Origin of the sequence: Maribacter spongiicola (genome assembly GCF_004364165.1) — a bacterium.
Lineage (GTDB): Bacteria > Bacteroidota > Bacteroidia > Flavobacteriales > Flavobacteriaceae > Maribacter > Maribacter spongiicola.
This window is the reverse complement of the sequence record NZ_SOAY01000011.1, coordinates 173,272-194,726: the sequence shown is the minus strand read 5'-3', so window position 1 is coordinate 194,726 and position 21,455 is coordinate 173,272. Positions and strand designations below refer to the sequence as shown.

At 33.7% G+C, this 21,455-nt stretch carries 13 protein-coding genes; 8 read left to right on the top strand and 5 right to left on the bottom strand.

The genetic code is table 11. The features are described from left to right. Positions 1-12: 12 nt before the first annotated feature. Positions 13-3,390 carry a methylmalonyl-CoA mutase family protein gene (locus tag CLV90_RS09015; RefSeq protein ID WP_133687181.1) on the bottom strand — a complete coding sequence of 1,126 codons (3,378 nt, stop codon included), beginning with the start codon at positions 3,388-3,390 and terminating at the stop codon, positions 13-15. A gap of 321 nt (positions 3,391-3,711) precedes the next feature. On the opposite strand from CLV90_RS09015, the gene CLV90_RS09010 reads away from it, so the two are divergent. Both CLV90_RS09010 and CLV90_RS09005 read left to right on the top strand, forming a co-directional pair. Next, on the top strand, positions 3,712-4,464 hold the full coding sequence (locus CLV90_RS09010; protein ID WP_133687180.1) for a helical backbone metal receptor: 753 nt from the start codon (positions 3,712-3,714) through the stop codon (positions 4,462-4,464). Between the two features lie 192 nt (positions 4,465-4,656). Further along, on the top strand, positions 4,657-5,397 hold the full coding sequence (locus tag CLV90_RS09005) for a tyrosine-protein phosphatase (RefSeq protein WP_133687179.1): 741 nt from the start codon (positions 4,657-4,659) through the stop codon (positions 5,395-5,397). A gap of 6 nt (positions 5,398-5,403) precedes the next feature. Here the strand turns inward: CLV90_RS09005 and CLV90_RS09000 are convergent, their stop codons facing one another. From CLV90_RS09000 to CLV90_RS08985, 4 genes are read right to left on the bottom strand one after another with little or no spacing between them, the layout of a single operon-like run. Continuing rightward, a complete protein-coding gene (locus CLV90_RS09000) occupies positions 5,404-7,770 on the bottom strand; it encodes a GumC family protein (RefSeq protein WP_133687178.1) in 2,367 nt (788 codons plus the stop codon). Between the two features lie 34 nt (positions 7,771-7,804). Beyond that, entirely contained in the window at positions 7,805-8,587 is a 783-nt protein-coding gene (locus CLV90_RS08995) for a polysaccharide biosynthesis/export family protein (RefSeq protein WP_243835333.1), read from the bottom strand. A 37-nt stretch (positions 8,588-8,624) separates the two neighbouring features. Further along, positions 8,625-10,559, bottom strand: coding sequence for a polysaccharide biosynthesis protein (locus tag CLV90_RS08990; protein ID WP_133687177.1), 1,935 nt, complete (start codon positions 10,557-10,559; stop codon positions 8,625-8,627). Continuing rightward, a complete protein-coding gene (locus tag CLV90_RS08985; RefSeq protein ID WP_133687957.1) occupies positions 10,556-11,644 on the bottom strand; it encodes a DegT/DnrJ/EryC1/StrS family aminotransferase in 1,089 nt (362 codons plus the stop codon). Before CLV90_RS08985 ends, CLV90_RS08990 begins: the two co-directional genes overlap by 4 nt. Before the next feature lie 289 nt (positions 11,645-11,933). Here CLV90_RS08985 and CLV90_RS08980 point away from each other — a divergent pair, with 289 nt between their 5' ends. The 6 genes from CLV90_RS08980 to CLV90_RS08955 all read left to right on the top strand — a co-directional run bounded on the left by CLV90_RS08980 (position 11,934) and on the right by CLV90_RS08955 (position 21,434). Then, a complete protein-coding gene (locus CLV90_RS08980) occupies positions 11,934-13,331 on the top strand; it encodes a nucleotide sugar dehydrogenase (protein ID WP_133687176.1) in 1,398 nt (465 codons plus the stop codon). Further along, positions 13,328-14,347 (top strand): NAD-dependent epimerase/dehydratase family protein, encoded by a 1,020-nt coding sequence (locus CLV90_RS08975; protein ID WP_133687175.1) that lies wholly within the window; start codon positions 13,328-13,330, stop codon positions 14,345-14,347. Before CLV90_RS08980 ends, CLV90_RS08975 begins: the two co-directional genes overlap by 4 nt. Before the next feature lie 77 nt (positions 14,348-14,424). Then, on the top strand, positions 14,425-15,699 hold the full coding sequence (locus CLV90_RS08970) for a nucleotide sugar dehydrogenase (RefSeq protein ID WP_133687174.1): 1,275 nt from the start codon (positions 14,425-14,427) through the stop codon (positions 15,697-15,699). 317 nt (positions 15,700-16,016) lie between these two features. Beyond that, positions 16,017-17,054, top strand: a complete 1,038-nt coding sequence (locus CLV90_RS08965) for an acyltransferase family protein (RefSeq protein WP_166638558.1) — start codon at positions 16,017-16,019, stop codon at positions 17,052-17,054. A gap of 536 nt (positions 17,055-17,590) precedes the next feature. Beyond that, positions 17,591-19,567 carry a right-handed parallel beta-helix repeat-containing protein gene (locus CLV90_RS08960; RefSeq protein ID WP_166638557.1) on the top strand — a complete coding sequence of 659 codons (1,977 nt, stop codon included), beginning with the start codon at positions 17,591-17,593 and terminating at the stop codon, positions 19,565-19,567. A gap of 424 nt (positions 19,568-19,991) precedes the next feature. After that, positions 19,992-21,434 (top strand): lipopolysaccharide biosynthesis protein, encoded by a 1,443-nt coding sequence (locus CLV90_RS08955; protein WP_133687171.1) that lies wholly within the window; start codon positions 19,992-19,994, stop codon positions 21,432-21,434. Positions 21,435-21,455 lie beyond the last annotated feature (21 nt).

The following is a 21,455-nucleotide window of genomic DNA, read 5'->3' as shown; positions in this document are numbered from 1 at the left end:
CATAAAACAGTATTACATATTTCTTCGATACTGCCCTCCTACTTCAAACATGGCGTGCGTAATTTGACCTAAAGAACAATATTTAGTTGTTTCCATTAATTGCTCAAAAGTATTCTCATTATTCAAGGCAATATCCTGCAAAGATTTCAAAGATTCTTCCGCTATAACTGCATTTCTTTCCTGTAAATCTTTAAGATTATGAATCTGTACTTTCTTTTCATCTTCGGTTGCACGAATTACTTCATCTGGTATTACAGTAGGCGACCCGTTAGAAGACAAAAAAGTATTTACTCCTATAATTGGTAACTCCCCAGTATGCTTCTTCGTTTCATAATACAAACTCTCTTCTTGTATTTTACTACGTTGATACATACTTTCCATTGCTCCAAGCACTCCGCCACGATCCGTAATTCTATCAAACTCAACCATAACGGCTTCTTCAACTAAATCGGTCAACTCTTCCGTAATAAAAGATCCCTGCATTGGGTTCTCATTTTTAGCCAACCCTAGCTCTTTATTGATTATCAATTGTATCGCCATTGCCCTTCTAACCGAGTGTTCTGTAGGCGTGGTAATTGCCTCGTCAAACGCATTGGTATGCAATGAATTACAATTATCATAGATAGCATACAGCGCTTGTAATGTCGTTCTAATATCATTGAAATCAATCTCTTGCGCATGTAAAGAGCGCCCAGAAGTTTGAATATGATACTTCAGCTTTTGAGAACGTTCATTCCCGTTATACTTCAACTTCATCGCTTTTGCCCAAATTCTTCTTGCAACCCTACCAATTACGGCATATTCAGGGTCTAGTCCGTTACTAAAGAAAAAAGAAAGATTAGGTGCAAATTCATCAATATGCATTCCTCTAGAAAGGTAATATTCTACAAAAGTAAAGCCATTGGCTAGTGTAAATGCTAACTGACTAATCGGGTTCGCCCCTGCTTCTGCAATGTGATATCCAGAAATAGAGACCGAATAAAAATTACGGACTTTCTGATCTATAAAATACTGTTGTACATCGCCCATTAAACGCAATGAAAATTCCGTAGAAAAAATACAGGTATTCTGTGCTTGATCTTCTTTTAAAATATCTGCTTGTACCGTACCCCGTACTTTCGATAATGCATCTGCCTTTAGTTCAGCATATACATCTGCCTTTAAAACCTGATCACCAGTTACCCCTAACAGAAACAAACCAAGACCATCATTACCTTCTGGCAACTCACCAGCATACGTTGGGCGCTTAGCTCCTAACTTTTTATAAATGGCATCAATTTTTTTATTGACTTCAGCTTCTAATCCATTGGCCTTAATATACTTTTCACATTGCTGATCAATAGCAGCATTCATAAAAAATGCGGCAATAGTCGCTGCAGGACCATTAATAGTCATGGAAACCGAAGTAGTCGGCGCACATAAATCGAACCCGGAATATAATTTTTTAGCATCATCTAAACAGCAAATACTCACTCCTGAATTTCCAATTTTTCCGTAAATATCTGGTCGATCACCTGGATCTTCTCCATATAACGTTACCGAGTCAAATGCTGTAGACAAGCGAGCTGCCGGCAATCCTTTTGAAACATAATGAAAACGCTTATTTGTTCTTTCAGGTCCGCCCTCACCAGCAAACATTCTGGTCGGGTCTTCCCCTTGTCTTTTAAATGGAAAAACCCCTGCCGTAAAAGGAAATTCCCCCGGTACGTTTTCCTGTAAAGACCATTTCAATATATCTCCCCAGCCTTCGTACTTAGGTAAAATTACTTTTGGTATTTGTGTCTGCGATAAAGATTTGGTCGCTGTTTCTACCTTCACCTCCTTACCCCTAACTATATAGGTGAAAAAATCACCCTCGTAATTCCCTTTCTTTGCGTTCCACTCGTCTATTATCTTCTTATTATGTGGATCTAGGTCTAATTGTAATTCCTCTTTTGCAGCTTCAATAACTTCTAATGCCTTTTCCTTATCTTTTAATATTTCAGCAGATTCTTTTAAGCTAAAAAGTTTTTGAGCTACAGTTTTTTGATGCTCAGCCCTTTCGTTATAATCACGAATAGCATCTGTTATTTCAGAAAGATATCTTGTTCTTTTTGGCGGAATGATGTAAATCTTCTCGGACATTTCCCTTGAACTTTCAAAGGTCGATGTTAAGTCCTCTGCTCCAATATTATTTACAAGCGTATCTATTACCGCCCTGTACAACTGATTCATACCTGGATCATTAAACTGGGATGCAATAGTACCATAAGCAGGAAGCTCTTCTGGTGGAGTATCCCATAACAGATGATTACGCTGGTATTGCTTTTTCACATCTCGTAAGGCATCTAAAGCTCCTCTTTTATCAAACTTGTTTAACGCAATTAAATCTGCAAAATCAAGCATGTCAATTTTCTCAAGTTGTGTTGCCGCACCGTATTCCGGAGTCATCACATATAAAGACACATCTGAATGCTCGGTAATTTCAGTGTCTGACTGACCAATACCCGATGTTTCTAGAATAATTAGATCGAAACCAGCTGCCTTGGTAATATCAACGGCATCTTTCACATATTTTGACAAGGCTAAATTTGACTGGCGTGTCGCCAAAGAACGCATGTATACCCTATCATTAAAAATAGCGTTCATTCTAATACGATCCCCTAATAGTGCTCCTCCAGTTTTACGTTTAGATGGATCTACTGAAATTACTGCAATCTTTTTATCTTCAAAATCAACAAGAAAACGACGCACCAATTCATCAACTAACGATGATTTACCAGAGCCGCCTGTACCTGTAATTCCTAATACGGGAGCTACCTTTTTCGTTTCAACCTTCTTTCTGATGTTATTTAAAACAACATCATGCTTTTCAGGAAAATTCTCTGCAGAAGAAATCAATCTTGCAATATCGGCGTAACTAAGTTCTTCTAATTCGCTTAATGCTACATTAAGGTGCTCTCCAACTGGAAAATCGCTTTTTTGAATCAAGTCATTGATCATACCTTGAAGTCCCATGGCACGACCGTCATCAGGCGAATAAATTCTTTCTATACCATAGGCATGTAATTCTTCTATTTCTTCAGGTAGAATTGTTCCACCGCCACCACCGAACAACTTAATTTGCGACGCACCTCTATCCTTCAACAAATCATACATATACTTGAAGTATTCTACATGTCCGCCTTGATAAGAAGTAATTGCAATAGCCTGCACATCTTCTTGAATAGCACAATCAACAATTTCTTGCACAGAGCGGTTATGACCTAAATGAATAACCTCGCAGCCCGTGGATTGTATGATTCTACGCATAATATTTATAGCGGCATCGTGACCATCAAAAAGAGAAGCCGCAGTCACTATACGAATATGATTTAGCGGTTTATAAGGAGTTTGTATGATATCGTTCATTTTAAATACTCAATTTAATTTTTAGCAGCCTGATTTTTTTCAACGTATTGAATCAATTACGTTTCAATTAATCGTCGTTCAATACATTACAGCATTTACAAATATTGATGTTGCAACAACAATTTTAGGCTGACACGAAAATAAAGATTTTAATTAGCATTATTTCAATTTTCTTTAATTCTGAGCTTTAAATATGATTGATTAATAAATATGCTTCCAAAATTTGACAAATTGATATTATTGAGATCATGCATTACTTTACATTGATACTTATTTCAGATAAAAAAGGCTAGATTTACGATACTATTCATTGCTAAATTCATGATTTATTTAGACCAACTAGGAAATCAAGTTAAAATTAACAGCACGCCAACTAGAATAGTTTCTGTTGTTCCTTCCATCACAGAATTGTTGTTCGATTTAGGATTGGGCGACAAAGTAGTGGGTTGTACCAAGTTCTGTGTACACCCTAATAAGCCATATCTCACAAAAAGTATGATTGGTGGTACAAAAGATCTAAAACTAGAAAAGATTTTACACCTTAAGCCAGATTTGATTTTCGCAAATAAAGAGGAAAATTTAAAGAATCAGATTGAATTTTTAAGTGAATCCACTCCAGTATGGTTGAGTGACGTTAAAACCTTTGACGACAGTCTTAAAATGATAGAACAAATTGGTCAAATAACTTCTAGCACCAAACGAGCGACAGAAATCATTAATCAACTAAATCTTACATTAAAACCAAAAAGACCATCAGTAAAAGTAGTCTATCTAATTTGGAAAGACCCGTATATGACCGTAGGTGGCGATACCTATATTAGTGACATGCTTAATAGGTGTGGGTATATAAATGTGTTTGCTGACCAAAATCGCTATCCTTGTATTACGTTGCAAGAAATAAATGATTATAACCCTGATGTAGTGCTATTATCATCAGAGCCTTACCCTTTCAGAGAAGAACACATAAAAACCATTAAGAGCGTTTTAAAGAATACAGAAGTTAGATTAGCTGACGGAGAATTCTTTTCTTGGTATGGCTCTAGGCAATTACACCTTGCAACTAAAAATTTCTAAACCATACTTTTAATTGGTACAACTAAAATAATGCAGACCTTTTCTAGTTATCAAAGTTGACGGTACCGTATTAAAGACCTAATAAAAGTACAACCATTGCACATTATAGCTTTCGTAAAAACGTACAATGGTATTATATAGTAACTTTGTTCAATTAACAATCCTCAGATATCTAAAACCTAATTTCAGTTTATGTTCAGCTTTTTTTCTAAAAAACATTTTTTAATAGATCACCTTGACGGGTTTATAGATATTCACAATCACATATTACCAGGTATTGATGATGGCGCAAAAACTGTTGAAGATTCTATTGAACTTATAAAAGGTTTTGAGGAGTTCGGGGTAACCGATTTTATCTGTACTCCGCATATTATGGAGAACTATTACCCTAATAATCCTAACACGATTAGTAGCTCATTATCACTACTTAAGAATGCTTTAAAAATGAACAATTTAGAGCATGTAAATGTAGCGGCTGCAGCAGAACATATGATCGATTCCGGCTTCGAAAAACTCCTCGTAGATAAGCAAATTATGCCTATTATCAAAAGCTATCTATTAATAGAAATGTCATACTTACAGGCGTCTATTAATTTTGATAGTTCGGTTGAAAAAATAAAAAGCGCTGGCTTGTTTCCAATATTCGCGCATCCTGAGCGGTATGCGTATTTGCATAAAAACTTAAATGCATATTCTAGATATAAAAATGAAGGATTATTATTTCAATTGAACATTTTATCCTTAGGTGAGTATTATGGCAAAGAAGTAAAACAAACGGCATTATATCTTTTAAAGAATAATTTATTAGATTTTGTTGCCACTGATATTCACAAAATATCGCAACTAAAGTATCTCAAAAAAATAAGCATCAATGAAAAAACATTGATGCTTATTAAGCCTATAATTGAAAAGACTATTTATAATTTTAAATAACCTAGTTTAAAATTTCCACCACTTTTGACTAGTTTTATTATATCCATAGCCATACTTACCTCCGTATCCTAATTCGTTTAAAGTTACATCATTAACTACAAATGAAATTCCTTTCAATTTCCCTTCATCACGAAGGTTTAAAGGAAACTTTACTGCATTCTCGTCAGTTACTCCTGCTCTGGTAACATAAATAATATGATTCGCATAAGGTGCAATTAAAAGTGTATCACTCACTACCATCATTGGGGCAGTATCGACAATAACATAATCGTACATTTCAGAAACTTCAGCTAACAACGCTTCTACTTTAGAGCTCATTAAAAGCTCTGCAGGGTTTGGCGGTATTTTTCCTGAGTAAATTACATCAATCGTATTATTATGTACCAACATTGGTCTAATAATATCTTTAACTTGAATAGTATCATCCAATAAAAATTCTGTCAAACCAGCATCTTTATTTCTAGAAGGTGTTTTCAACTTATCTACAGAATCTCCAGAAAAGAAGGTATATAATTTCGGATTTCTAATATCTGCTCCAATTAAAAGAACCTTTTTATCAGTACTTGCCAATATCATTGACAGATTAGAAGACACAAATGTTTTTCCCTCACCAGGTGTTGATGATGTTACGTAAATAACGTTATTATTATTACTATCACTAGCGCGTTTCGTTTTAATTAAAAAGTCTAGATTAGCTCGTATTATACGCAAAGCTTCAGCTAATACTGAACGGTCATCATTTATAATAATTTTACTATCCTTTTTAGACAATCTAGGTAATTCACCTAATACAGGTACATCTTTTGTAAATGCCTCTAAACTATACTTATTACGAATCTTAGTGTCCAATAAATCCTTACCATAGATAACGCCAAAAGGTAATAACAGACCTAATATCAAAGAAGCTAAATAGGTCATAGCTTTTTTCGGCTTTACCGGTGTTGGACTCGCCACAAATGCTGTATCTATAATATTAGATTTTGGTGCTGCCGAAGCAAAAGCGATTTGAGATTCTTCCCTTTTTTGTAATAAATATAAATAAAGTGATTCCGTTGTTTCCTGTTTTCGAGTAATATTCCTTAGTTCCCTCTGATTTTCAGGAGCAGAATAAATTGTTCCTTGTATTCTACCTAGTTGACTTTGAAGCGTACTAACATTCATACCTACATTTCGCTCCAATGAATTTAGACTAGATTGCATGGTGTTTTTAAGTCCATCAAGCTGCTCGTTTAAATTTATAATCATAGGGTTTTGCTCATCTGCACTTTTAAGCAGTCGCTTTCTTTCTGCAACTAAAGTATTGTACTGCATTGAAGCTTCATTTAAAGAATTACTGCCAACATCAACTACAGGCATTTCATCATAACCCGCCTCGCCATTAACATAATCTTTAAGACCACTAACCATTTGCAATTGTACTTTCGCGCTTTCTAAATTTTGACGACTCCCAGCACTTACCTGTACAGCTGCACCTACCTCCAACCCAGAACCTGTCATACCTTTTTGTGTCAAAAGTTCCTGAGCATCCTTATCAACAGAACTAAGATTTCCGGATATTAACTGTATTCTATCATTAATAAATTCTGAAGTTACATTTGCTATTCTTCGCTTTTCTTCAGAAGCATTTCTATTATAAATGGTTGTTAGTTTATCAATAATATCTTTTGCCTTTGCAGGTATTGCACTATTTAAAGAAACATTCAAAATGTTTGACTTGTCATCAACCATGTCAATTTTCACAGCTGCCTTCAATGAGCGAGCAACATCTTCAACAGGTAGTATCTGAATCTTAAATTCTTTACCAATCAAACTTTTTGTGTCTTTAACATTAGGTGTTATAACCATATCACCTATTGAAGTCGAAATACCATTACCGAAAGAAAAAATCTTATATGGAGAACCTTCGGTTTCAGTATAACCAAATGTAGTCGCAGAAGAGAACTCGATAAAAAAATCTAACTTAGCATTATTAATTGTAGAATCTGCTGCAATAAAATTAATTTTTATTGGAGTGTTAGAATATACCTCAGAGCTTATAACCTTACCAAGTGCTATTATCTTAAAATTAAGCTTCAGCTCTTTAACAACATCAATATAGTTTGAGCGAGATCCTAAAATTTCTATTTCATCTTCAATTTTTTGAGCCCCACCACCTAAAATATCTAAATCTTGAAATGCGCTCATTTGGCTAGTTCCACTTTTCTCTTCAACTATTTGAATTTGAGATTTAACGGCATATTCAGGTATTGTATATCTAATATATATGTAGGCGAACATAATTCCTAGTACACCACATACCACAAACCATTTCCAATGCTTTGTATAATTTGATATAATATTTTTTAAATCCTCTTTTTTATCCGAAATATTCATAAAATTTATTGAATTGGGTATTTAAATCAGAGTTCTAATTTCTTGTAAGTAATATCAATGCTGAAGTAATTAAAATAGAAGCAATTGAGATAGCTGTATTTGCTCTATTATCTAAAGTTGATTGTGTTACTGCTGACTGGTTAGGCTCTACATACACCACATCATTTTGTGTTAAATAATACACAGGTGAATTGAGTGCTGCTTTTTTGGTTAAATCAATACGTGTGTACACTTTAGTTCCGTTAAAATCGCGGATGACCAAAACATTGTCTCGCTTACCTTTTATATTTAAATCATTGGCAAGACCAATAGCCTCTAAAACAGTAATTTGTTCACCATTAACTTGATACGTACCTGGGCTATTTACTTGCCCTAAAACCGTTACCGTAAAATTCCGTAAACGAATATTAATGATAGGATCTTTTAAGTAGGGCAGTAATTCTTGTTTTAGTAATACCTTTGTTTCTTCTGGTGTAAGACCAACAATCTTTATATTTCCCACTACCGGGAAATCTATCTCACCATTCTTATCTACGATATAATCTAATTGTTGCGGTTGACCAATATTTCGTTCACCTTGTGCAGAAGAAAACAAATTAAAAGGCACACTTGCCAAAGCATCTAATGTAGAAACATTGATGCCGACAACATCATCAACCTTAAAAGTATTCGTATGAGTATTATCACTTACAATAGTTTCATAATCTTCAGCGTCCTGAAAGTAGACAACATCCTTTTTTGAGCCACAAGAAGCAATAAGCACTCCTAAAAATACCAGTAATCCGTAATGATTAAATTTCATTTTCAATGTATTCATCTTTTTAATTCTATAAATATGGTTAATGTTCAAATGATTAAGGTTGTACAATTTTTAAAGGAGCTTTGGTACCGTCAATAGAATTTGGTGTTTTATCAAGCTCACAAAAATCTGAATTTTTAGACACATATTCCGGAACAATCTCTTTCATTAATTTCACCGTATTTCCGCTAAAGAACATATTGGTAATACATAACTCATCTATTTTCGACCTCACCTTACTGTATTCAACATCACGCACTTTACTGATCTTGATTTTCTGATGATATGTTGGTAAGGTATTTTCACCATTGGCCAGTAACTCTTCATACAATTTTTCACCTGGGCGTAATCCGGTAATTTTTATATCGATATCTTCTGGGTATCTTAGACCAGAAAGCTTAATCATATTTTTGGCCAGATCAAATATCTTAACCGATTCGCCCATATCAAATATAAATATCTCACCACCTTCACCCATTGCACCGGCTTCTAAAACCAACTGAGAAGCTTCTGGTATGGTCATAAAATATCGTGTTATATCTTTATGGGTTAAAGTTAACGGACCACCATTTTCTATCTGTTTTCTAAACAATGGTATTACAGAGCCATTAGACCCAAGTACATTACCGAATCTGGTGGTAATGAATTTAGTTTTGTTTTCTTTTTGCATACAGCTAATGTAAAGCTCTGCAATACGTTTGGTTGCCCCCATAACATTGGTTGGGTTCACTGCTTTGTCAGTAGAAACGAAAACAAATTTTTCAACACCATGTATTATAGATAGATCTGCTACATTCTTAGTACCACCAATATTAATTTTTATGGCTTCATAAGAATTGTACTCCATTAATGGCACATGCTTATAAGCTGCTGCATGAAAAACAACATTTGGGCTGTGTTCTCCAAAAAGAGCATTCATCCTATTTTTATCTCGAATATCGGTTACGATCGGAATAAAATTATGAAATCCGTTTTGCTTTAATTCTTGTTGCAGATCATACAATGCCGATTCTGCAGAATCGATAACAATTAAAGATTTATAACCGTAGTTACATATTTGACGAACAATTTCACTACCAATAGAACCTGCACCACCAGTTACCATTACGGTCTTGTTCATTAACTCCATCGCAATTTTACTATTTTTAATAGTAATTGGTGCACGATCCAATAAATCTTCAATCTGTACTTGCTTTATTTGAGATACCTTTAGCTCTCCATTAATCCAATCTTCAATTGGCGGTACAATTTTTACTATAATTGGCAAATCGACCAAACCTTCTACCGTCTTTCTTAATTTACGAGAATCTATGTTCTGAATAGAAAAAATAATTTCTGAAATATTATTTTTTACAATGAATGCCTCGGTTAACGTTTTTCTTCCAAATACAGGAACCCCGTTAATATTCTTTCCTATTTTCTTTGCATCGCGATCAATGTATCCAATAACCTTATACCTACTTTTACTATTGTTGGCAATGGCACTGTGTGTAAGTACACCTGAATCACCTGCACCATAAATAATAATATTTTTGGTCACCTTAATATTGCTGTTCATTCTGTTATAAAAAGATTTAAAAACAAAACGAGAGGCAACTAAACCTATAAAAGCGATTAGACTATTAATAATGATAATAGACAACGGTATAGTGAATTGACTTAACACATCTAATTGCCTGTTCACCATAACAACAAAAATAACGAGTATACTAAAAAAGCACACCGCATTAAAAATGTTATAAACATCTCTAACACCGGTATGTCGCACTACACCTTTGTAAGAACCCACAATTAAGAAAGCCAGTAATGCGGCGGCGGCTACCAAAGGTATTTGAATCAAAAAATTATTGACATCAAAATTTAAGGTTAAGTTGAAGCGAATAAAATAAGATAGAACAAATGAAAAAACTACTGTTAAAAGGTCAATGCCCAACACAAGCCACTTTGAGGCATATCGCTGTGCATTGTAATTTAAGTATTTCTGAATCATGATAAAACGTTTTTGATAGTTGCTACAACTCGTTCTAATTCTTCATTGGTCAAATTAGATCCACTTGGTAAACAAAGACCTCTATCGAATAAAGATGCCGAAGTACCATCGACAAACTGCTTCGAAGTTTTAAAAATTGGTTGTAAGTGTAGTGGTTTCCATAAAGGTCTAGACTCAACATTTTCTTCTAAAAGGGCTAACCTGAGTTTTTCTCTCTTTTCAAAAGACGGGGTCAAGATACAACTTAACCATCTATTTGAAAAATACCCTTTAGGTTCAGAAAGAAATTCAATTTCTTCAAATTGATTTAATGTCTCTAGATAATATTGATGATTGGCTCTACGTGCGCTAACTCGGTCTTTTAAAACTTCCATTTGACCACGCCCTATACCGGCCAATACGTTACTCATTCTATAATTGTAGCCAATGTTAGAATGTTGGTAATGCGGTGCATCATCTCTTGCTTGTGTTGCTAAAAACACCGCTCTTTCGGCATAGGATTTATTTTTAGAAACTAAAGCACCACCACCTGAAGTGGTTATAATTTTATTACCATTAAAAGACAAAACTCCAATATCGCCAAAAGTACCACAGGCGATGTTGTTATATGAACTGCCTAAAGCCTCTGCACTGTCTTCCAAAATAGGAATTTCAAATTCATCGGCCACAGCTCTAATTTCTGCAACTTTATATGGCATACCGTATAAATGAACCGCAATAATAGCTTTTGGTTTTTTACCTTCTTTTATTCCACTTTCAATCGCCTTTCGCAAAAGTTCTGGAGACATATTCCATGTATCTCTTTCACTATCGATAAATATTGGGGCTGCACCTAAATAAGCAATTGGGTTGGCAGAAGCAGAAAATGTAAAACTTTGACAAATAACATCATCACCTTTTCCTACACCCAATAACTCAAGTCCTAAATGAATGGCAGCTGTACCTGAACTTAAAGCGGCAACATGAACGGCATTCTCCAGTTCATCTTTAATTGCCTGTTCAAAAGCATTTACATTCGGTCCCAAAGGAGCGATCCAATTCGTATCAAAGGCTTCATTAACATAGTTTTGCTCTGTGCCTCCCATGTGCGGAGAAGAAAGCCAAATTTTAGTAGGTGTTGAAACGGTTTTCAATAGTTGTCAATTTAGGGTTACAAATATAAAATTCAAAATTAACTATACATTTAACCAAAACACTGAATTAATAGTATAATTCGTTTAATACGTGTAAATTATCGGTTAAAGGAAATGGCCTATACCATTTATCGCACGTAAAAGCTTTTGAACCCTGTAAATAACGACTTCACCTAAAATATATTTTCTATTAGAGCTTTAATTTTTAATCTTTGCTTTTTTTAATCCAAATAACCCATAAATGAAAAAGATCACAAAAATATGTTGTATTGGCGCTGGCTATGTTGGCGGTCCAACCATGTCGGTTATAGCAAAGCAATGTCCAGAAATACAGGTAACCGTTGTAGATATCAATCAAGACCGAATTGATCAGTGGAATACAGATGATTTAGATCAACTACCTATCTATGAACCAGGATTAAAAGAAATTGTAGGAGAGAGACGTGGGAAAAATCTTTTTTTCTCTACAGAAGTTGATAAAGCTATCGACGAAGCTCAAATGATATTTATCTCTGTAAACACCCCTACCAAAACCTATGGAAAAGGTAAAGGACAAGCGGCAGATTTAAAATTTATAGAACTTTGCGCCCGTAATATTGCCAAAGTAGCTAAAGATGACAAGATTGTTGTTGAAAAATCGACACTTCCTGTAAGAACCGCTCAAGCAATTCAAAACATTTTAGACAACACGGGTAATTCTGTAAAATTTGAAATTTTATCGAATCCAGAGTTTTTAGCCGAGGGTACCGCTATTGAAGATTTAGTACATGCAGATCGTGTATTAATTGGCGGTAATGATACGCCAAGTGGTCAAGCTGCAAAAGATGCCCTTAGTGCAGTATATGAGCATTGGTTACCAAAAGAACGCATATTACAAACGAACGTATGGTCATCAGAGTTATCAAAACTTGTTGCCAATGCCTTTTTGGCGCAACGTGTTTCATCAATTAATACCATATCGGCTCTGTGCGAAAAAACGGATGCTAATATTCAAGAAATTTCTAGAGCCATTGGCTTTGATAGTAGAATAGGTCCAAAATTCTTAAATGCATCCGTTGGTTTTGGAGGTTCTTGCTTTCAAAAAGACATTTTAAACTTGGTATATATTGCCAGATCTTATGGTTTAAATGAAGTTGCCGATTATTGGGAACAGGTGATTATTGCCAACGATTATCAAAAAAGTCGCTTTGCCGAAAACATTATTTCCAAACTATACAATACCATTTCAGGTAAAAAAATTGTTATCTATGGTTGGGCTTTTAAGAAAGATACCAATGACACGCGAGAATCTGCCGCTATTGCAGTTGCAGATGCTTTGTTAGAAGAACGTGCCGAAATCATCGTATATGATCCAAAAGTTTCTGAAGAACGTATTTATGCTGATTTAGATTATCTAAACACGAGATCACCAGAAGAGAATAGAAGGTTATTAAAGGTTACCAACAAACCTATAGAAGTTACAAAAGACGCACACGCCATTGCTATTTTGACGGAATGGGACGAATTTAAAACGTATGATTGGGAAAAAATTCACCAGCAAATGCTTAAACCTGCTTTTGTATTTGACGGTAGACGTTTATTAGACACTGACACTATGAAAGGTATTGGCTTTAACTATTACAAAATAGGGCAATCATGAAAATTTTAATAACCGGCGCTGCTGGTTTTATTGGTTTTTTTGTTTCAAAAAGTTTGATAGAAAAAGGCCATGAGGTTGTCGGTTTAGATAATATCAACGACTACTATGATGTTAATCTTAAATATGCCAGACTACAAGAACTAGGCATACAACGAAATGATGCTGAACAATTTAATATTTTATCAGAAAGCACTACAAAATCTACTTTTTCATTTATAAGACTTGCACTAGAAGACCGCGAAAATCTTCCAAAGTTATTTAAAGCTCAAAATTTTGATGTGGTTTGTAATTTAGCCGCCCAAGCTGGTGTTAGGTATAGCCTAGAAAATCCAGAAGCCTATGTTGACAGCAATTTAGTTGGTTTTTTAAATATTTTAGAATGCTGCCGTAATTATAAAATAAAACACTTGGTATACGCTAGTAGCTCTAGTGTATATGGATTAAATGACAAGGTACCTTTTAAAACTACCGACCCGGTAGACCATCCTGTTAGCCTATATGCCGCTACTAAAAAAAGTAATGAATTAATGGCACACACCTACAGCCATCTTTATAAATTTCAATGTACTGGTTTACGCTTTTTTACTGTATATGGCCCGTGGGGTCGACCAGATATGGCCTATTTTTCATTTACAAAAAATATTTTAGCGAACAAGCCTATTAATGTTTACAATAATGGAGAATTGGCAAGAGACTTTACATATATAGATGACATAGTTGATGGTATTACTTTGATTTTGGAAAAAGGATTCATAGCCAATTCAAACTCGAAGAGCAATGCGGCCATATATAATATCGGTAGAGGAAAATCAGTAAAACTGATGGACTTTATAAAAACTATAGAAACAAATTTAAAAAAAGATGCCGAATTAATAATGATGCCCATGCAAGCTGGCGACGTTTTTAAAACATGGGCAGACACAATAGAACTAAAAGAAAATTACGGCTACTCCCCCATTATAGATTTAGAAATTGGTGTAAAAAATTTTATTACGTGGTATCAATCATATAAATAATATTTTAAAATGTACCAAAAGGCTTTCGCTCAATAAAGTTTCAAATTTAACGTTAAAGAAATTAAATAATAAAATAAATGAAAATAGGAATTATTGGTTTAGGATATGTAGGGCTACCTCTAGCAGCGCTATTTGCTAAAAAATATCATGTTATTGGTTTCGATATTAATCAAAAAAGGGTCGATGAAATTAATACCGGAAAAGATATAACATTAGAATTGACCGACCTGGATCTAGAAAGTGTCCTTACTATCAAAAATGAAATTAAGGGGAATGGCCTGGTTTGCACAACAAATATTAATGACCTAGAAGATTGCAACTGTTATATTATCACGGTACCTACCCCTGTCGATGATACCAAAAGACCAATTTTCACACCTCTTATCAAAGCCAGTGAAGCTGTTGGTAAGGTATTGAAAAAAAATGACATCGTTATTTACGAATCAACCGTATATCCTGGTGCTACAGAGGAAATATGTATTCCTGAGCTTGAGAAATCTAGCGGACTAATTTTTAATACTGACTTTTATGTAGGATACTCCCCTGAGCGTATTAACCCAGGTGATAAAATGCATACTGTAGAAAAAATATTGAAAGTTACTTCAGGCTCTACCCCAGAAACAGCTATAACTGTAGACAACTTATACGCTTCGGTTATTACGGCTGGCACACACTTGGCCCCAACTATAAAAGTTGCTGAAGCTTCAAAAGTAATAGAGAATACGCAGCGTGATATTAATATTGCCTTCATGAATGAATTGGCTAAAATATTTCATTTGCTAGGCATAGACACTAAAGATGTACTTGAAGCAGCAGGTACTAAATGGAACTTCTTACCATTTAATCCCGGTTTGGTAGGCGGACATTGTATTGGCGTTGACCCTTATTATTTAGCGCAAAAAGCGCAAGAAAATGGCTATAATCCAGATTTAATACTAGCAGCCAGGCGTATAAATGATGGTATGGGCGAATATATTAGTCTACAAATTATAAAGTTGATGTTAAAACATGACTTAGTAGTAAAAGGCGCAAAAGTTTTGATTATGGGAATTACCTTTAAAGAAGATTGTCCAGATATACGCAATACTAAAGTTGTAGATATGATTAAGAGTCTTAACGAATATAGAGTCGAAACTACAATCTATGATCCATGGGCCAATCCAGAAGAAGTGTTCCATGAATATGGTATAGTTACCACAAACACAAAACCTGATGATCAGTTTGATATTTTAATAATGGCTGTAGCCCATAAAGAATTTATTGAGGCAGACCTTAGTCAATTTAAGCATGAAAAAACATTAGTTTACGATGTCAAAGGAAAACTTAAACATGGCTATACTGCAAGATTATAAAACTGATGTCCCATATTTAATGGAATTTATGAAAGTTTAGATAATAAATTACCTATTTATATAATATAGATAGGTAATTATATTGAAATATTATTTTAATTATATCAATACTGTATATTTTATTAAAACTTTAGTCAAGGTACAATAATTGATTACATATGTTTGTCAAGTTTACAATGTTAATACCAATGCTTTTATAAAGCGTAACTTATCTTAAAATATAAAACCTAACTAAACTGTAAATTTTAAACTGTATTCTCATAAAAAAACTAAGCCTCTTTTTTTATAAAAATATTAATTAGAAAATTTCTTTAAATTTGATAAGAAACAATAAGTTCTTTTATAGTGTTCATTATTTTCGGGGAATTGCAATCCTTGCTATTATGCTTACCCATGTTTGGCTACTACCAAATTCTAAACAAGATTATTATTACGATATTTTTTATTCGTTACGCGAAGCTTTATTTGATGGAAGTACAATTTATTTTGTACTAATTTCTGGCTTTCTACTTAACTACTTAAAAGACAAATTTGAGATTAAGAGATTTTATAAGTCAAAAATTAAAAATGTAATTAGCCCTTACGTTTTTATATCCATTTGCATTCTTATTGCTACCTCTTTTTTTGGTACAGTCAAAGAATCTTTTCATAGCTTTTTATACCAGCTCCCTGAGCATTTGATAAATGGTACTGCATCAGGACCATTTTGGTATATTCCTTTTATAATACCATTTTTTTTGGCAGGACCATTAATTATAAAAATAACACAAGCCCAACTTCATAAATTACTTCCACTTCTTTTATTTTTACCTATTTTAGGAACTAGAACAGGTGTAACTGTCACTTTACAGATGTACCTTTATTTTTTCCCGATTTATCTTCTTGGCATATATTCATCTATGAACTACGAGACTGTAATTACATTTGTAAGACACTATATTACACCTTTAGTAATTGGTTTTGTTTTTTTGAGTATAACAATATTTCATATAGTATTATATGACGTAGATTTAACCTATTGCATTTTTTCACTTAAAGACGGCCTTGTTTACTTAAAGTGTTTATTAGCAGCAATGCTCTTAATCCGTCTTTGTGATTTCTTAGCTGCTAAGAACATAAATACATTAGACAGTTTAGCACGTTATAGTTTTGCCTTTTATTTCTTACATGATTTTATCAATTATCGCCTCCTTTTCATATCTATTAAAGTAATTGATTATTTTAATTTAGAAGGATACGCTCAAATAATTTGGGGCCTAATTTGGGGATTTGTAGTTATTCTTATTACAGCAGCCATCATTCTAGTAGCAAAAATAATTCTTGGAAAATATTCACGAGTACTAATTGGAGCTTAACACTTTTTTTTAAAAATCAAATTACAGTGTTCGTAACTAAGAATTAGGACAGAAAACCTAATAATTTGTTTTTATTAAAACGATGTTGGATGCATTAATTGGGTCTCAATTACATAAAACTATACACCCACTTCCAAACCGATAATTTAGATGTAGCTCAACCCTAACATAATTTAGCAGTATTCATTTTTTGTCTCAACGCTATGAATGTAATATAAAATTGAAATAAAAACTTTATCTATATTCTATATACTACTTCAAAACTGTAAACATAAACCGTATTTCATCGAAATTATAAACAAAATGATGCATTTCGTCGATGAATAACGTCCAAATATCTAACATCCATCGTACACCTAATATTAAAATTAGTTTAACAACTAATATATCAACAAGTTAAATATAATTGTTCACAAAATATTAAAAATAATTTGACGTTAAATTACATACTTCCCCATTTCAAATTTATGTATTTCATCGAAAAAACAAGTTATTTCATCGGACAACTAATTAATTAAAGTATAATTGTAACCCAAATGACAAAGTTTTTAATTCTAAAAGAAATTCACCTACTTATGCAAAATTTCCAAAATCAATTCACAAAATTGACCTTATCAATTTTTGCCTCTTTATTACTTTTTTCCTGCAGTAAAGACGCCGATCTTTTATCTGAGTATGTAATTAATACTGATGACGCTCGAATAGAAAATTCATTATTGATTAATGATAGTTTTTTTATAGAAGCTGGTCAATCCACTATAGTAATGGATGTATTGAACAATGATAATTTTGACGCCGACGCCGAAGTACGTATAATACAAACATCAGAACCACTTAACGGTATAGTTACCATAAATGACGATAACACGTTAACTTACAAAGTTAATACAGAAAGCTCTTCAGAAACAAATACAACTGAAGAAACAACAACTGAAGAAACAACACCTGAGGAAACAACACCTGAGGAAACAATTCCCGAGGAAACGACTCCCGAGGAAACGACTCCCGAGGAAACGACTCCCGAAGAAACGACTCCCGAGGAAACGACTCCCGAGGAAACGACTCCCGAGGAAACAACACCAGAAGAAACAACTCAAGAAGAAGCTGTAACCGATTCTTTTACCTATACCACCGAAGAAACAGATGAAGCAGGTAATGTTACTACACAAGAAGCTAGTGTAACGGTAAATATTGCACAAAATAATATCGCTACTTCAGGCACTAATGTCTATTATGTAACCACTTCAGGAAATGGAGGTAATAATGGTAAAAGTGTATCAGCTTCATGGAGCTTGGCTCACGCATTCGGCTCGGCTAAAGCAGGTGATATTATTTATATTAAAGCAGGTAACTATGGTTCTTCTAAAATGACCATTAATAAATCTGGCGCGTCAGGAAATACTATTAAGTTTATTGGTTATACTAATGAACCTGGCGATATAATAGCGAACCAAGGCTCAACCTTCAATTATGGAGACAATGCAGACGCTACAAAAATGCCTTTACTAGATTCAAACAATACAGGTGAAGGTATCATAATAGCAGGAGCTCATGTGGAGTTACATAATTTCCAAGTAAAAGATTTCAGTATTGGCATTAAGGCTTCAGGTCAAAATGTAACTTTAAATAACGTAGTAGTGTTGGATATGGGTAATCAATCAACGAGTGGTTACGATGGCTTTGGGATACACTTTATGAATACAAGTAACTCAATTATTCAAAATTCATATATTGAAAACAGTACTGCGGAATCTTTTAAAGTATATGGTGGCGGAAATAATAGGATTAGTTATTTAGAAGTGCGGGCTGATAACCCTATAAACCCAACTGATTACTATTTATTACTTAGTAATACTTCAAATAATATTGTTGAAGATTCAAGGGTAGAGCGTGCACCAGGTCTTTCACATCCTGGTCATGGTCTTATTTGTAAATGGAATTCAAAAAACAATACATTCAGACGTTGTGAAACCAAATATACTGGAGTAGAAATGGCTTTCAGTGACGTAACAGGGAATTTATTCGAAGATATTAGAATGATTGGACAAGGAAGAGATCATTATCAAACCAATATAGATTTTCGAAATGGCGCCAATAACAATACTGTGCGGAATATTCACATAACAGATGTAAGCTATGCATTTGCATTTGTAGATGACAATGATGGATTTACACCCTCACCCGATACAGACGTACCACATGCAGGATATAACAATAAGATAGAAAACGTGGTTGTAGAGAATGCGTCCATGCTACTAAGAGCTCTACCAGGAACATTAATAGGTGGAGACATAAATGCTTTTGTACGAAATAATATTTTTGATAATTGTACTTTTACAAATTATGGTGTATTAGCTAATTTTTACATGCGTAATGAAGGTAATGAATTTAAAAATTCTTCCTTTAAAAATGGGAGTGTAGGAATTAAAATAAATAACGGAAGCCCATATCGATCTGATATACTTAATAATGTAAAATTCACCAATTGTACTTTTGAGAACGCGCCTCAATAATTAAGTCGTATTTTTTTTTACAATTGTTTAACCAAAAAAACCATGCCGAGCTTCAAGTAAGGCATGGTTTTTTTGGTTAATTGAAATCAATCGTTTCAGTATCTAATTTAAGAAATTACCTCTAACGGCAAATTCTGCCAAAGTATTAGTCAGATTTTAATAATACTCAAAATTTATAAAATAAAAATTCTAAATTATTATTTTAAATCCTCACAATATGCAACTCCAACATTCTAGAAAAAACCTTGCAAAAGGGCATAAATAGATTAATCGTAAAAATCTATTTTTCATGAAAAAAGTAATTCTTATCCATAGAAAATCAACTTTTATAGATCGCATTAGTTACTTCAGTTATTATTCAAGATATTTGAATTCCAAAATAGATTTAGATAATGAATAACAATACCCGCTACTTAATTGTGCTATGAGCCTTAGTTCAAAAATATTTCATGGTATGGCTTGGAGTGCCGTAGAACGACTTTCTGTACAAGCTGTGCAATTTGGCTTGGGTATCATTTTAGCACGTATCCTTACCCCGAAAGAGTATGGCGTTTTGGGTATTTTACTTGTTTTTATTACAATAGCCAACGTTTTTGTAGACAGCGGGTTTACCAAAGCTCTAATACAAAAACAAGACCGTTCGGCAGATGACATCACTACAGTTTTCTTTTTTAATATTGCTATAAGTTTGGTTTGTTATTTCTTACTGTGGTGGACTGCCCCTTTAATAGCTACTTTTTACGAAATAGACCAACTAACACCATTATTACGCGTACTATCGCTTTCCCTTATAATCAATGCCTTATTTGCAGTACCGGTCACCCTTATTACAATTGATTTAGATTTTAAGACCTTAACCAAGGTAAATTTTGCTACGGCAATCATTTCAGGTAGTATTGCAGTATATATGGCTTATATCGGTTATGGAGTTTGGTCGCTAGTAGCTCAAATATTAATTAGATCTTCGCTTACCGTAATTTTAGTTTGGTGGCTAACAAAATGGAGACCAACAGGTAGCTTTTCTAAAAGCTCTTTAAAGCAACTCTTTTCGTATGGTTCAAAACTACTGGCATCTTCCTTATTAAATGTTACTGTAAATAATTTTTACGCCCTATTCATTGCCAAATTAATCAGCACCAAAGATTTGGGCTATTATACTCGAGGTACACAATTTTCAGATGTAGTGTTTGGGGTGCTCAGTAATGTTCTGGATAGTGTATTATTACCAGGATTATCTAAAATACAAGAACAGCGGGATGTACTTATTCAACAGACTAGAAATATTATCAAAGCCACAGCACTTTTAATAATACCTTTATTTCTTTTTTTGTCTATCATTGCAGAACCTTTAATTCGACTTTTATTAACAGAAAAATGGATGCCCGCCGTACCTATTATGCAAATATTTTGTATAGCTCGTATGATTACCATCATTTCAGGGATAAATGTAAATTTATTGTACGTTATTGGTAGAACAGATTTGACTTTAAAACAACAATACAGCAAAATTGCCGTTCGAGTTATTTTACTATTAGCTGCGTTAAAATATGGTATAATTTATATAGCCTTAGCTGAATTACTTTCTACTATTATCCATTTTTTTATAAACACCTATTATCCTGGTAAAATAATGAACTATGGTGCAACTGCGCAATTAAAAGACCTACAGACCATAAGCTTGGCGTCGTTACTTATGATAATAGTTGTCTTTGGAGGTATGTATTTCATTGATAATGATTTTTTAAAACTTTGTATTGCACTAATATTAGCCTTGCCAATATATTTCGGTTTACTTCGTTTATTTAAAGTTAAGGAATTAGAAAGCCTATTAAAAAAGGTTAAGGAATTTTCGAAACATAAAAACTAAATTAAATAAGCTAAAACTGAA